Origin of the sequence: Micromonospora sp. WMMD1219, assembly GCF_049315215.1 — a bacterium.
Taxonomy (GTDB): Bacteria; Actinomycetota; Actinomycetes; order Mycobacteriales; family Micromonosporaceae; genus Micromonospora; species Micromonospora tulbaghiae.
Genome location: NZ_CP186057.1, coordinates 690253 through 702280, shown reverse-complemented (window position 1 = coordinate 702280; position 12028 = coordinate 690253). Strand labels below are relative to the sequence as shown.

At 72.4% G+C, this 12028-nt stretch carries 13 protein-coding genes; 8 read left to right on the top strand and 5 right to left on the bottom strand.

Annotated elements, in window-relative coordinates; all coding sequences use genetic code 11:
• The first annotated feature begins 820 nt into the window (after positions 1 to 820).
• Complete coding sequence (locus ACN27C_RS03285; protein ID WP_308212780.1) at positions 821 to 1075, top strand: hypothetical protein; 255 nt, start codon at positions 821 to 823, stop codon at positions 1073 to 1075.
• 292 nt (positions 1076 to 1367) lie between these two features.
• Here the strand turns inward: ACN27C_RS03285 and ACN27C_RS03280 are convergent, their stop codons facing one another.
• Together ACN27C_RS03280 and ACN27C_RS03275 are read right to left on the bottom strand one after the other, a co-directional pair.
• Complete coding sequence (locus ACN27C_RS03280) at positions 1368 to 1820, bottom strand: hypothetical protein (RefSeq protein WP_121684324.1); 453 nt, start codon at positions 1818 to 1820, stop codon at positions 1368 to 1370.
• 101 nt (positions 1821 to 1921) lie between these two features.
• Positions 1922 to 2134 carry an acyl-CoA carboxylase subunit epsilon gene (locus ACN27C_RS03275; protein WP_422750407.1) on the bottom strand — a complete coding sequence of 71 codons (213 nt, stop codon included), beginning with the start codon at positions 2132 to 2134 and terminating at the stop codon, positions 1922 to 1924.
• Positions 2135 to 2226: 92 nt separating this feature from the next.
• Between ACN27C_RS03275 and ACN27C_RS03270 the strand changes: the two genes are divergently transcribed.
• Both ACN27C_RS03270 and ACN27C_RS03265 read left to right on the top strand, forming a co-directional pair.
• On the top strand, positions 2227 to 4215 hold the full coding sequence (locus ACN27C_RS03270; RefSeq protein WP_422750406.1) for a protein kinase domain-containing protein: 1989 nt from the start codon (positions 2227 to 2229) through the stop codon (positions 4213 to 4215).
• Positions 4216 to 4303: 88 nt separating this feature from the next.
• Positions 4304 to 4516 (top strand): hypothetical protein, encoded by a 213-nt coding sequence (locus ACN27C_RS03265; RefSeq protein WP_120571642.1) that lies wholly within the window; start codon positions 4304 to 4306, stop codon positions 4514 to 4516.
• 64 nt (positions 4517 to 4580) lie between these two features.
• On the opposite strand, the gene ACN27C_RS03260 is transcribed toward ACN27C_RS03265, so the two are convergent.
• Positions 4581 to 5333, bottom strand: a complete 753-nt coding sequence (locus ACN27C_RS03260) for a GH25 family lysozyme (RefSeq protein WP_393155075.1) — start codon at positions 5331 to 5333, stop codon at positions 4581 to 4583.
• Between the two features lie 128 nt (positions 5334 to 5461).
• Complete coding sequence (locus tag ACN27C_RS03255) at positions 5462 to 6022, bottom strand: Uma2 family endonuclease (RefSeq protein ID WP_350814615.1); 561 nt, start codon at positions 6020 to 6022, stop codon at positions 5462 to 5464.
• 99 nt (positions 6023 to 6121) lie between these two features.
• On the opposite strand from ACN27C_RS03255, the gene ACN27C_RS03250 reads away from it, so the two are divergent.
• From ACN27C_RS03250 to ACN27C_RS03235, 4 genes are all read left to right on the top strand, one after another.
• A complete protein-coding gene (locus tag ACN27C_RS03250; protein ID WP_422750405.1) occupies positions 6122 to 6865 on the top strand; it encodes a M50 family metallopeptidase in 744 nt (247 codons plus the stop codon).
• Between the two features lie 61 nt (positions 6866 to 6926).
• Positions 6927 to 7910: a ketopantoate reductase family protein gene (locus ACN27C_RS03245; protein WP_422750404.1), complete on the top strand. Its 984-nt coding sequence runs from the start codon at positions 6927 to 6929 to the stop codon at positions 7908 to 7910.
• 59 nt (positions 7911 to 7969) lie between these two features.
• The gene (locus ACN27C_RS03240) at positions 7970 to 8473 is read left to right on the top strand and encodes a sigma-70 family RNA polymerase sigma factor (protein WP_120571637.1); all 504 of its coding nucleotides are present in this window, start codon (positions 7970 to 7972) and stop codon (positions 8471 to 8473) included.
• A complete protein-coding gene (locus ACN27C_RS03235) occupies positions 8466 to 9353 on the top strand; it encodes a hypothetical protein (RefSeq protein ID WP_422750403.1) in 888 nt (295 codons plus the stop codon). Before ACN27C_RS03240 ends, ACN27C_RS03235 begins: the two co-directional genes overlap by 8 nt.
• A 43-nt stretch (positions 9354 to 9396) precedes the next feature.
• On the opposite strand, the gene ACN27C_RS03230 is transcribed toward ACN27C_RS03235, so the two are convergent.
• Entirely contained in the window at positions 9397 to 10980 is a 1584-nt protein-coding gene (locus ACN27C_RS03230; protein WP_120571635.1) for an acyl-CoA carboxylase subunit beta, read from the bottom strand.
• Between the two features lie 96 nt (positions 10981 to 11076).
• Between ACN27C_RS03230 and ACN27C_RS03225 the strand changes: the two genes are divergently transcribed.
• Positions 11077 to 11949 (top strand): biotin--[acetyl-CoA-carboxylase] ligase, encoded by an 873-nt coding sequence (locus tag ACN27C_RS03225; protein WP_120571634.1) that lies wholly within the window; start codon positions 11077 to 11079, stop codon positions 11947 to 11949.
• Positions 11950 to 12028 lie beyond the last annotated feature (79 nt).

Here is a 12028-nt window from a genome sequence, read left to right as displayed (position 1 = left end):
TTCGTGCCACCAGCAGTGCGTGGGGAATCACCGATTGAAGCCTATGGCAGGCCCGGGGTCGATCGGTCCCTCGTCAGGCGGCTCCAATATTGGATCCACACCGCGTTCGACTTCCCAAGGATTGTCCGGATCCCAGCGCCGTTCCAAGTCTCTATCTAAGCCGTTGCTGTTCTGCCTCCCATGGGCAGGAGGCAGGCCGGGAGCACCGCCGAGGGGGGTCAACCCTGGTGTACCAATGTGTGGACCTCTCCCTGTATTCGGTCGAGACCCTGCAGCTCCTGTCGGCGCAGTGCCAGCGGCGCCTCCCCCGATAACTCCACCCGGAGGATTGACGCGCCTAGTGGGGCCGCCCATGGCGGGCTGGCCGAGGGGGACTCCCGGGATCACTCCGTTTGTTCCGGTCGGACGCGGCGGAAGCGGTCGGTTAGCGCTCTTCCCAGCAACTGGATCGTTCCCGATCGGGCTCAAGCTTGTGCCGCGATTGGGTGCCGCGGGAAGGGGGATGCCGGAGGTGCCAGAGGCCGTATTAGGAGTAGAAGGGGATGCCGCTCCAGGTGGCATCGCTTGGACGGGCGTTCCTGAACCGGCATTGCCTAGGATTGGACCCCCGCCTATAACACCGCTCGTAGAAGGGCTGCTTGGCTGAACTGACGGGTTCTTCGCGACATTTGATCGACGCGCGCCGGTCGGCTCGGGTGGCGTAATCGGGACTGCGACGATAGGAGGGATGACTGGTGCCGGATCTGAGCCGAAATACGGGTCAGACGAATGCGGGTCGGCCCGCGGCGCCGGCCGGACAGGCGCGGGCGGGCGCTGGAGCATGACCTGGGCGTGCTGGAGTTCGCCGCTCAATCCCGTCATCAACCCGCGCGCTCGTACGTTCAACTGCTCCAGGTCGTCGTCCGTCACCGGGGGCCGTTCCGGCAACCGGCTGCCCGCCACGGCCTTCGGGTCGGCGATCGTCGCCTCGTACGCCTGCTTCTGCCGCAGCTTCTTCGCGTACTCCTCGTGCAGCGGTTGCAGCTCGGCCCGCGCGCTGCCGATGGCGCGGGCGGCGGCTGCCAGCGCGTCGTAGTTCGCGGCGGCGGCGTCGTGGGTGCGCTGCACGCGGTCGATGAGCTGGTCGAGTTCGCCGATGTACGCCCGCGCGGCGGTGTTGGTCTCCGGCGGCCACGCCTCCGCCAGGCCGCGCCGGTATTCGCGCAGGCGGCTCAGGTGGGCCAGGGCGAGGTCGCAGACCTTGCGCCAGCCGGCGACCTGCTTCCACTGGCCGGCGGTGTCCTGGTCCTGCACGCACGCCCACATGCTGAGGACGTCCATCAGCCGCCAGTCGGTCAGCCCGGAGGTGCGTCCGCTGCCCCGTTCGATCACGGCAGGATCACCCGGCTCTGTTCGGGGGCGGTGGGGTCGGCCAGTGGCGGCATCGGGCGGGCGACGGTGGCGGAGGGGCCGGCGAGCGCTCGTTCCACGTCGGCCACCCGGGCGGAGGAGAACGCGTCGGCGTCGCCGTAGCGGGCGGCGATCCGTCCGGCGGCGTCGGCGAGCCGGCCGGTGGCCGGTGCGAGATCCCAGACCGCGCTCACCGCGGCGGTCTGGGTGTCGTGGTGGGCCTGGAGGAACTGGACCAGCTCGATGAAGGCGTCGGCCGGGTTGGGCACCGGGGCCTTCATGTCGTCGGCGATGTAGGACAGGTGCGGCGAGTAGTTGCGCGTCACCTCGTCCTGGAGGCGGTCGGCGAACTCCCGCATCTGTCGGATGTCGGCCTCGATGCCGCCGTAGCCGCGCAGCCAGCCGGCTGGCTGGTTGTCCTCCGGGATCATCGGAGCCTCCTGCCCGTCACCACACGGTTTCCCTGAGTGAGGTTAATGGCTCGAAGCTGATCCCGGCAGCCCCGCCCCGCCGCCGCGAGCGGGAGGTGAGGTCAGCGGGGGAGGCCGGAGGCCCGCCACGCGCCGGGGCCCGCGACGGGCCCGGCCAGGGCGGGGCGTGCGCTGCGCGCCCACTGCGACACGGGGGCCGGCGCGGCGGCCGGGGCCGGGCGGGTGCGCACCACGATCGCGCCGACCAGAGCGGCCAGCTCCTCGGCGGTGGGCACGCCACGGACGATCCGGAACAGCGGCTCCTCGGCAGACATGACCCCAGGGTACGCGTCGCGAATTCGACCTTCGCCGTACAGTGGCGTGCCGACGGTGTGAGCGTCGCAGCGGCCGGGTACGGTTCTCTGCGATGTCGAACGCGCTCCCCCAACTCGTCGCCGACCGGTACCGGCTTCTCACGCCGCTCGGTCAAGGCGGCATGGGCCGCGTCTGGAAGGCGCGGGACGAGGTGCTGCACCGGGACGTGGCCATCAAGGAACTGGTCCCGCCCCCCGGCCTCACCCCGGAGGAGCGCCGCGAGATGCGCGAGCGCTCGCTGCGTGAGGCGCGGGCGATCGCCCGCCTCAACAACGTCAACGTGGTCCGCATCTTCGACGTGCTGCGCACCGACGGCGACCCGTGGATCGTCATGGAGTACGTGGCGTCGAAGTCGTTGCAGGACACCATCGCCGAGGACGGCCCGGTGTCGGCGGCGAAGGCGGTCGAGATCGGCCTCGGCGTGCTGAACGCGCTGAAGGCCGCGCACAAGGCCGGCATCATGCACCGCGACGTCAAGCCGGGCAACGTGCTGCTCGGCGAGGACGGCCGCGTGGTGCTCACCGACTTCGGCCTGGCCACCATCCCCGGCGACCCGAACGTGACGCGCACCGGCATGGTGCTCGGCTCGCCCGCGTACATCTCGCCGGAGCGCGCCCGCGACGGCACGGCGGGCCCGGAGGCGGACCTCTGGTCGCTCGGCGCCACGCTCTACGCGGCGGTCGAGGGCAAGTCGCCGTACGCGCGCCCGTCGGCGATCGCCACGCTGGCCGCGCTCGCCACCGAGCCGATGCCGCCGCCGCGCAACGCCGGGCCGCTCAAGCCGGTGCTCCAGGGACTGCTGCGCAAGGATCCGGACGAGCGGATCACCGCCGAGGTGGCGGAGCGCATGCTGCGCAAGGCCGCCGGCCGTCGCGCCAAGAGCATCTCGCTGCTGGACGGCGTACGCCGGCCGGGGCCGAACGGTCCGCGCGTGCCGCGCCCGCCGCTGGTGCCCGCGCCGCGCCCGGCCGACCAGGCCGAACGCGCGGCGAGCGCCGCGTCCGGGGTCGCCGCAACCGGCGGTACGGCGGCAGCCGCCGACCCGACGGCGAAGGTGCCGGCGCCCACCTCGGACGCCGGTCCCACCGCGAAGGTGACCCCGCCGGTCGCCGATCCGACGGCGAAGCTCGACCCGGCGCCCTCGGCCGACGAGACGCTTGTGGACGACGAGGCGCGGGTGGACGGCGTCGACCCGGCGCTGGACGAGACGCGGCTCGACGGCGAGCCCGTCACCGACGCCCCGGCGCCGGTCAGCCCGGCCGTGACCGGCTCCGCGCCGGTCAGCCCGGCTCCGGTGCAGGAGGCGCCGTCGACCGGCCGGGCCACCGTGCTGCCGGTCGAGAAGTCCGCGCCGAACCGGCGCAACCTGCTGATCGGCGCGCTGGTCCTGCTGCTGCTCGTCGGTCTGGTGGTGGCTGTGCCGCTGCTGAACAACGGTGACGACGGCGACGGCGGTGAGCCGACGGCCGGCACCTCGGCGTCGGCGGCGCCGCCGCCCGCGCCGAGCGAGAGCGCGTCGCCGAGTGCCCCGGCGACCAGTGCGTCGGCCAGTCCCACGCCGTCGGCCAGTCCGTCGGCCTCGGGGTTCACGCTGCCGGCCGGGTGGCGTCTCTACACCGGCCCGAACGGCTTCAAGGTGCCGATCCCGAACGGCTTCGAGGCGCGGGTCCGCAGCGACAACGTCGTGCTCTACGAGGTCGGCGGCGCTCGGCGGGTGCTGTTCATCCAGTGGACGCCGAACCCGAAGCCCGACGCGTACGCCGACTGGAAGGGCCAGGAGTCGAGCCGGCGTAACTACGTGCGCGACTACAAGCTGGTCGGCATCACCAAGTGCGACGGCTACTACCGCACCTGCGCCGACTGGGACTGGCTGGAGACCCGCGACGACGGCACCCGCTTCCACGTCCGTAACCGGGGTGTGGCGACGGCCAGCAACCGGGGCTTCGCGTTGCGCTGGGAGGTCCCGGCGAAGGACTGGGACGCCAACCTGGCGAACTGGGAGATCATCACCAAGGGCTTCGTGCCGGACCGCAAGAACTGACCGGGAATCCCGCCGGTCACGAAACTCGCTCGCATGGCTTTCCGTCCTCGGGGGTATGAATCCCTCCGACGACGGAAGGAGGCGCGACATGGGTTACCGACGGAGGTACACCGGCCCGCGGCTGGCACTGTGGATGCTCGTTGCGCTCGGCGACGTCGTACTGCTCCTGATCAGCGCCGGCCTGTCCGCGCCGGTCGCGGTCCTCGGCGTGCTGACGCTCACGGTCGTGGGTGTGACGGCGTGGCGTCTGACGCGCCGCACGCCGGTGCCCGTCCCGGCCACCGCGCGCCGCAGAGCCTGACCTCGGGTACGACGACAGCGGGACCGCCTCGTGACGAGGCGGTCCCACTTGTGTCGCACGTACGTCAGGTGTTGTTGGCCAGCGCGATGAGTCGGCTGCGGTCACCGTTCCAGTAGTTGCGGTCGACGTTGCCGCTGATCCCGGAGACGGCGCCGGTGCTGGTGTACTGCCAGAAGCTGTAGAACGGAGCGCCGGCCGGCAGGGTGCCGGGCGAGCTGGCCCAGCGGGCGATCCACAGCGGGTGGTTGGCCCACGGGCCGGTCCAGCTGCCGGTGCACTGGTTCCACCAGCTCGTCGTGGTGTAGATGACCGCGTACCGGCCGGTGCGGCTGCGGTAGGTGTTCAGGAAGTCCTGGACCCAGTTGCGCATGCCGGTGGTGCTCAGGCCGTAGCAGTAGCCGCCGCTGTACGGGTTGCCTTCCAGGTCCAGCGCGGCGGGAAGCGTACGGCTGTCCGCCGACCAGGCGCCACCGTTGCTGGCCAGGTAGTTGGCCTGGGTGGAACCGGCGGAGATGTTCGGCCGGGCGAAGTGGTACGCCCCGCGGATCACCCCGGCGTTGTACGCGTTGACGTAGTTCGCGTTGAAGTTCGGGTCCTTGTAGCTCGTGCCCTCGGTGGCCTTGATGAAGGCGAACTGGATGCCCGCGTTGCGCACGCTGGTCCAGTTGATGCTGCCCTGGTACCGGGAGACGTCGATCCCGGGCGTGGTCGCGGCGGCGGCCGGTCCGGCGGTCGCCACGAGGGCCACGGCCGCGGTGGCGGCGGCGGCCAGGCCGGCGGCGAGAAGCCGGCGTACGGAGAGTCTGGTACGGGCCATGGTTGCCTCCAGAGGGACGTCCGTTGATTGATGCCCATCTTTGGAGGTTAGTGCCCTAGATCGCAATAGGACGAAAGGAAATTTTCATCGACTGTCGTCGTTCGACCAGGTGGCACGTCAGTTGCTGATCAGCGCAGGGTGCTCGGGTCCATCGCCCAGCGGAACGGCTCGGTGACACTGAGCGTCTCGCCCGCCTTGGCGACGGCATCCTCGACGTAGTGCGCGCCGTCGAGCCGGTGCAGCCGCAGCGAGTGGCTGTCACCGTCCTGCTCGACGAGCAGGTACCACGGAATCCGGGCGATCGCGTAGAGCTGCATCTTGACCAGCCGGTCAGCGGCGGCGTTGCCGGGCGAGACGATCTCGCCGACAAGCGCCACGCGATCGGCGTCGAGGATCACGCCGTCGTCGTCGGCGTCGGTGACGACGAGGTCCGGGATCACGATTCGGTCCACGCCCAGCCGCACGTTGATGGCGTCGTAGACGAACAGGCCGGACGGCTCGGCCGCCAGCTCCACGGAGTTCGCCAGTCGTCGCGCCACCCGCTGGTGCCGTCGGCTCGGGGCAGGGCTCACGATCAGGCTCCCGTCGAGCAGTTCGATGCGGTCGTGGCTGTCGCCCAACGCGAGGTAGTCGGCCTCGGTCCACGGACCGACGTGCGAGCTGTAGGGCTCCAAGGGAGCTGCGCTCACCGACCTCACCTCCGCTCCTGCACCTCGTCCGATCAGTCTCACACTCTATGAGACTCGGCCGGTCGAACGACACGGCTCGGGGCGGTAGGCTCCCCGCCCATGCCCCTGATCGACGGTCTCACCACGCTCTGGGACACGCTGACCAGCGCCCAGCCGGACCCGCCGCCGCTGCTCGTGGTGGTCACCGCCGTGGTCGCGCTCGCGGTGGTCGTGGCCCGGCTGCCCTGGCGGATCGCCCGCAACGCGGTGACCATCGCGCACGAGGGCGGCCATGCGCTCGTCGCGTTGCTCACCGGCCGGCGGCTGCACGGCATCCGGCTGCACTCGGACACCTCCGGGCTGACGCTGTCCGCCGGCCGTCCCACCGGGCCCGGCATGATCCTCACGCTGCTCGCCGGGTACGTCGCGCCGTCGCTGCTCGGCCTCGGCGGCGCGTGGCTGCTGGCCGGGAACCGGATCACGCTGCTGCTCTGGCTCGCGGTGGCGCTGCTGCTGGGCATGCTGGTGATGATCCGCAACCTGTTCGGCGCGCTGTCGCTGCTGGTCACCGGCGGTGTGGTGCTCGCCGTCTCCTGGTACACCTCGCCCGAGGTACAGGCCGCGTTCGCCTGGACGTCGGTGTGGTTCCTGCTGATCGGCGGCGTACGGCCGGTGTTCGAGCTGCACCGGCAGCGCGCCCGGGGCCGGATGCCGCAGTCCGACGCCGACCAGCTCGCCCGGATCACGCCGTTCCCGGCGTTGTTCTGGGTGGGCCTGTTCCTGCTGGTGAGCGTGGGCGCACTCGCCGCCGGAGCGCTGCTGCTGGCCGGCCCGATCCTCGCCGACACGGGCCTCACCGGCTGACCGAGCCGAGCCGCATCTCGTCCCGGAGCGGGTCGCCTCGCGGCAGGGCAGAATCGGATCCGTGCGATACGTGATCATCGGAGCGGGCGCGGTCGGCGGCACCATCGGCGTACTCCTGGCCGACGCCGGCCACGACGTGACGCTCGTGGCCCGCGGCGCGCACCTGGACGCGCTGCGGGAACGGGGTCTGACGCTGCGCACGCCGGACCGCGACGTGGCCGGCCGGCTCCCCGCTGTGGCCGGGCCGGACGGGCCGCCGCTGCCGGCGGACACCGTGCTGGTCCTCACCGTGAAGTCGCAGGACACCGTGGCGGCGCTCGACACCTGGGCGGACGCCCCGGTCGAGGGCGGCGGAACGGCGGGCGAACGGCTGCCGGTAGTGCTGGCCCAGAACGGCGTGGCGAACGAGCCGGCCGCGCTGCGCCGCTTCGCCCGCGTACACCCGGTGTGCGTGTGGCTGCCCGCTACCCACCTGGAGCCGGGCGTGGTGGTCGCCAACGGCCATCCGCATCCGGGCATGCTGCACATCGGCCGCTACCCGGGCGGGGCCGACGACACCAGCCGGGCGGTCGCCGCCGACCTGACCGCCGCCGGGTTCGTCGCGCCGGTCCGCGACGACGTGATGCGCTGGAAGTACGGCAAGCTGCTCGCGAACCTCGGCAACGGCCTCCAGGCGCTGCTCGGCCGGGACGTGCCCGAGTCGCTGTCGAAGCGGGTACGCGCCGAGGGAGAGGCGGCGCTCGCCGCGGCGGGCATCGCCCACACCACTGTCGAGGCGGAGGCCGCCGAACGGGGCGACCTGGTGTCGCACCGGCCCGTCGGCGGCGAGGAGCGCTCCGGCGGCTCCACCTGGCAGAGCCTGGCCCGTGGTGCCGGCTCGGTCGAGACCGACCACCTCAACGGCGAGATCGTGCTGCTGGGGCGACTGCACGGCGTGCCCACCCCGGCCAACGCGGCCGTGCAGACCGCGGTACGCCGGGCGGTCCGCGGCCGGATTCCGGCCGGCGGCTTCCCGCTCGGCGAACTGGAGAAATTGGTCGGCTGAGCGGGCAACCCGCGCCGCGCCGCCAGGCGTGTCCCCTCACGAACACGGGGAGGTGGCAGGTGCCCGACAGCGACGGGTTCGACGAGTTCTACCGGGGCAGCCGACAGCGGTTGCTCGGGTTCGTCTACGTGCTCACCGGTGACCTCGCCGAGGCGCAGGACGCCGTGCAGGAGGCGTACATCCGGGCCTGGCAGCGGTGGTCCACAGTGCGCGGGTACGACGACCCGGAGGCATGGGTACGGGTGGTGGCGAGCCGGGTCGCGGTGAGCCGCTGGCGCAGCCTGCGCAGCCGGGCCCGTGCCTACCTGCGCCACGGCGCGGTGGCGGACGTGCCGGCGCCGAGCACCGAGACGCTGGAGGTGGTCGCCGCGCTACGCCGGCTGCCCGAGGCCCAGCGCACCGCGATCGCCATGCACTACCTGCTCGGCATGCCGGTCGCCGAGGTGGCGCGGGAGACCGAGGCGCCGATCGGCACCGTGAAGGCCCGGCTGTCCCGGGGGCGGACCGCGCTCGCCGAGTTGCTCGCCGTGGTGGACCTGGAAGAGGAGGCGGCAGATGCCTGACGACGTCGCGCTCGTGGAGTTGCTGCACCGGGACCTGCGCAACGTCACCTGGCCGGAGCCGGAGGCCCTCCGAGCCACGGCCCGGCGGCGCAGCCGGCGCTCCGCCGCGCTCGCCGCGGTCTCGGTGGTGGTCGTGGCTGCGCTCACCGCGACCCTGGTGGACCGGGCCGGTGCGCCGCCACCGCCCGCCGCCGGTGTCGTCGACGGGCCGGGGGAGATCGTGACCGAGGCGATGCTGGAACCGGCCGACATCCCCGTTGCGACCGGCGAGCGACTCGGCGAGACCGGCCTCGACGAGCCGGTCCGGGTCGACGACCTCCTCCAGGTCTGTGCCCGGGAACAGGGGCGGCCGGCCGAGGAACCGCGCTCGCGCTACTCGCGGTCGCAGACCCTGATGGAACCGCCGACCGAGCCCGCGACCACCATCGGAACGGTCCTCACCCAGGATGTCTACCGGATGACGCCCGGCGCGGCGGGCCGGTTCGTCGCCGACCTGGAAGGCACTGTCGCGGCCTGCGGCGCGTGGCGGACGACGGGCCAGGTCTACACCGAGCGGGGGACGGCCGGCGCCGAGGTCGTGCACCGCTGGTACGTCGCGGCGAGCGGCTTCGCCGGAGATCAGGCGCTGCTGCTGCGGCACGAGGCGAGCGTGGCGCCGGACGGGGCGACCGGCCGGCCGCCCGGCTATGCGCCGTTGTTCGAGGACCGCCTGGTCGTACGGGTGGGTGACCTGGTGACGGTGCTGATCCCGTCCGGCCGGCTGCGGACCGACCTGCCCATGGGCCAGGTGCCCGAGGACAGGGTGACCGAGGAACAGGTGCGGCAGATCGCCCGGGTCGCGGCCGAGCGGATGTGCGTCGCCGCGAACCCGGGCTGCTGACGCCGGTGCCCCCGCCGCTTCGGCGGCGGGGGCATCCGACGTACTACAGCGGGATGTTGCCGTGCTTCTTCGGCGGCAGCGTCTCGCGCTTGGTGCGCAGCACCCGCAGCGCCCGCACGATCTGGGTACGCGTCTCGTGCGGCGGGATCACCCCGTCGACGTAGCCGCGCTCGGCCGCGATGTACGGGTTGGCGAGCGTGTCCTCGTACTCGGCGATCTTCTCGGCCCGGACGGCGGCCGGGTCCTCGGCGTTCGCCAGCTCCGAGCGGTAGAGGATGTTCACCGCGCCCTGCGCGCCCATCACCGCGATCTGCGCGGTCGGCCAGGCGAAGTTCAGGTCCGCGCCGAGGTGCTTGGAGCCCATCACGTCGTACGCGCCGCCGTACGCCTTGCGGGTGATGACTGTGACCTTCGGGACGGTGGCCTCGGCGTACGCGTAGATGAGCTTCGCGCCGCGACGGATGATGCCGTCCCACTCCTGGCCGGTGCCGGGCAGGAAGCCGGGCACGTCCACGAAGGTGAGCACCGGGACGTTGAACGCGTCGCAGGTGCGCACGAACCGGGCCGCCTTCTCCGACGCGGCGATGTCGAGCGTGCCGGCGAACTGCATCGGCTGGTTCGCCACCACTCCAACCGGGCGGCCCTCGACGCGGCCGAAGCCGACCACCATGTTCTGCGCGTACAGCGGCTGCACCTCGAGGAACTCGCCGTCGTCGAGCACGTGCTCGATGACCCGGTGCATGTCGTACGGCTGGTTCGCCGAGTCCGGGATCAGCGTGTCCAGCTCGCGGTCGGAGTCGGTGACGTCGAGGATCGCGGGCGCGTCGAAGACCGGCGGCTCGTCCAGGTTGTTCGACGGCAGGTACGACAGCAGCGCCTTGACGTACTCGATCGCGTCCTCCTCGTCGGTGCCGAGGTAGTGCGCGTTGCCGCTGCGGGCGTTGTGGGTGCGGGCGCCGCCCAGCTCCTCCATGCCGACGTCCTCGCCGGTGACCGTCTTGATCACGTCGGGACCGGTGATGAACATGTGCGAGGTCTGGTCGACCATGACTGTGAAGTCGGTGACCGCCGGGGAGTAGACCGCGCCGCCCGCGCACGGGCCCATGATCAGCGAGATCTGCGGGATGACGCCGCTGGCCCGTACGTTGCGGAAGAAGATCTCGCCGTAGAGGCCGAGGGACGCGACGCCCTCCTGGATCCGCGCGCCGCCGGAGTCGTTGATGCCGACGACCGGGCAGCCGATCTTCATGGCCAGGTCCATCAGCTTGACGATCTTCTCGCCGAAGACCTCGCCGAGGGAGCCGCCGAAGACGGTGAAGTCCTGCGCGAACACGCAGACCTGCCGGCCGTCCACGGTGCCGTAGCCGGTCACCACGCCGTCGCCGTACGGGCGGGTCTTCTCCAGCCCGAAGTTGGTCGAGCGGTGCCGGGCGAACTCGTCCAGCTCGACGAACGAGCCCTCGTCGAGGAGCATCTCGATCCGCTCGCGGGCGGTCTTCTTGCCCCGCGCGTGCTGCTTCTCGACCGCGCGTGCCGACCCGGCGTGCACCGCCTCGTCGAGCCGTCGCTCCAGGTCCGCCAGCTTGCCGGCGGTCGTGTGGATGTTGAACCCGGTCTCGGTAGTCACCCGTGGAATATAACGATGGTTCAGGTGTCTGAGGCTGTGCAGTGCGCCTCACCGCTTCGCGGCGACCGGCGGGCCGGGTGGCCGTAGGCTGGCGGGATGCCCGGCTCGCCGTACACCGATCTGGACCGACCGCCGCTGTCGGCGGCCCGGCTGCGGCGCGCGCTGGTCGCGCCGAACGGGCCCTGGCGCCGATTGGAGCTGCTGGCCGAGACCGGCTCGACGAACGCGGACGCGGTGGCCGCGGCCCGGGCCGGCGAGCCGGAGGGCCTGGTGGTGGTCGCCGAGCGGCAGACCGCCGGCCGCGGCCGCCGGGGCCGCGTCTGGCAGTCGCCGCCGCGCGCGGGTCTCGCGACGAGCGTGCTGCTGCGGCCGGGTGAGGCGGTCGCGGAGCGCGGCTGGTCGCCCGTGCCCGCCACCGGGTACGGCTGGCTGCCGCTGCTCGCCGGCGTCGCGCTGGTCGAGGCGGTACGCCTGCTGGCCGAGCTGGACGCGCGGCTGAAGTGGCCCAACGACCTGCTGGTGGACGGCGCGAAGTGCGCCGGGGTGCTGGCCGAGGCGGTGCCGGGGGAGATCGACAGGCCCCCGGCGATCGTGGTCGGTGTCGGGCTGAACGTGACGCTGCGCGCCGACGAGCTGCCGGAGAACCCGACCGGGCTGCCCGCCACCTCGCTACAGCTCGCCGGCGCCACCGCCACCGACCGGGATCCGCTGCTGCGGGCGCTGCTGCGCTCGCTCGCCGACTGGTACGAGCGCTGGCGTGACGCCGGAGGTGACGCGGAGGCCAGTGGGCTGCGTGAGGCGTACCTGGCGGGGTGCGCGACAGTCGGCCGCCGGGTGCGAGTGCTGCTGCCCGACGGCCGGGAGGCGCACGGCACCGCCACCGGCGTGGACGCCGACGGGCAGCTCCTGGTCGACGCCGACGGGGAGACCTTGCGGCTGGCCGCGGGCGACGTGCTGCACCTGCGCTGAGGCGCCCGGGAAGATCACCGCAACAACCGTCGCCGACCGCCCGCGCGGCCGATGCCGGCCGGATGCGCCGACCGGTTAC

Excerpts from the sequence above, each read along its gene's own strand:
- ACN27C_RS03285 (WP_308212780.1), top strand. The coding sequence starts at position 821 with ATGACCTGGGCGTGCTGGAGTTCGCCGCTCAATCCCGTCATCAACCCG.
- ACN27C_RS03280 (WP_121684324.1), bottom strand. The coding sequence starts at position 1,820 with ATGATCCCGGAGGACAACCAGCCAGCCGGCTGGCTGCGCGGCTACGGC.
- ACN27C_RS03275 (WP_422750407.1), bottom strand. The coding sequence starts at position 2,134 with ATGTCTGCCGAGGAGCCGCTGTTCCGGATCGTCCGTGGCGTGCCCACC.
- ACN27C_RS03270 (WP_422750406.1), top strand. The coding sequence starts at position 2,227 with ATGTCGAACGCGCTCCCCCAACTCGTCGCCGACCGGTACCGGCTTCTC.
- ACN27C_RS03265 (WP_120571642.1), top strand. The coding sequence starts at position 4,304 with ATGGGTTACCGACGGAGGTACACCGGCCCGCGGCTGGCACTGTGGATG.
- ACN27C_RS03260 (WP_393155075.1), bottom strand. The coding sequence starts at position 5,333 with ATGGCCCGTACCAGACTCTCCGTACGCCGGCTTCTCGCCGCCGGCCTG.
- ACN27C_RS03250 (WP_422750405.1), top strand. The coding sequence starts at position 6,122 with ATGCCCCTGATCGACGGTCTCACCACGCTCTGGGACACGCTGACCAGC.
- ACN27C_RS03235 (WP_422750403.1), top strand. The coding sequence starts at position 8,466 with ATGCCTGACGACGTCGCGCTCGTGGAGTTGCTGCACCGGGACCTGCGC.
- ACN27C_RS03225 (WP_120571634.1), top strand. The coding sequence starts at position 11,077 with ATGCCCGGCTCGCCGTACACCGATCTGGACCGACCGCCGCTGTCGGCG.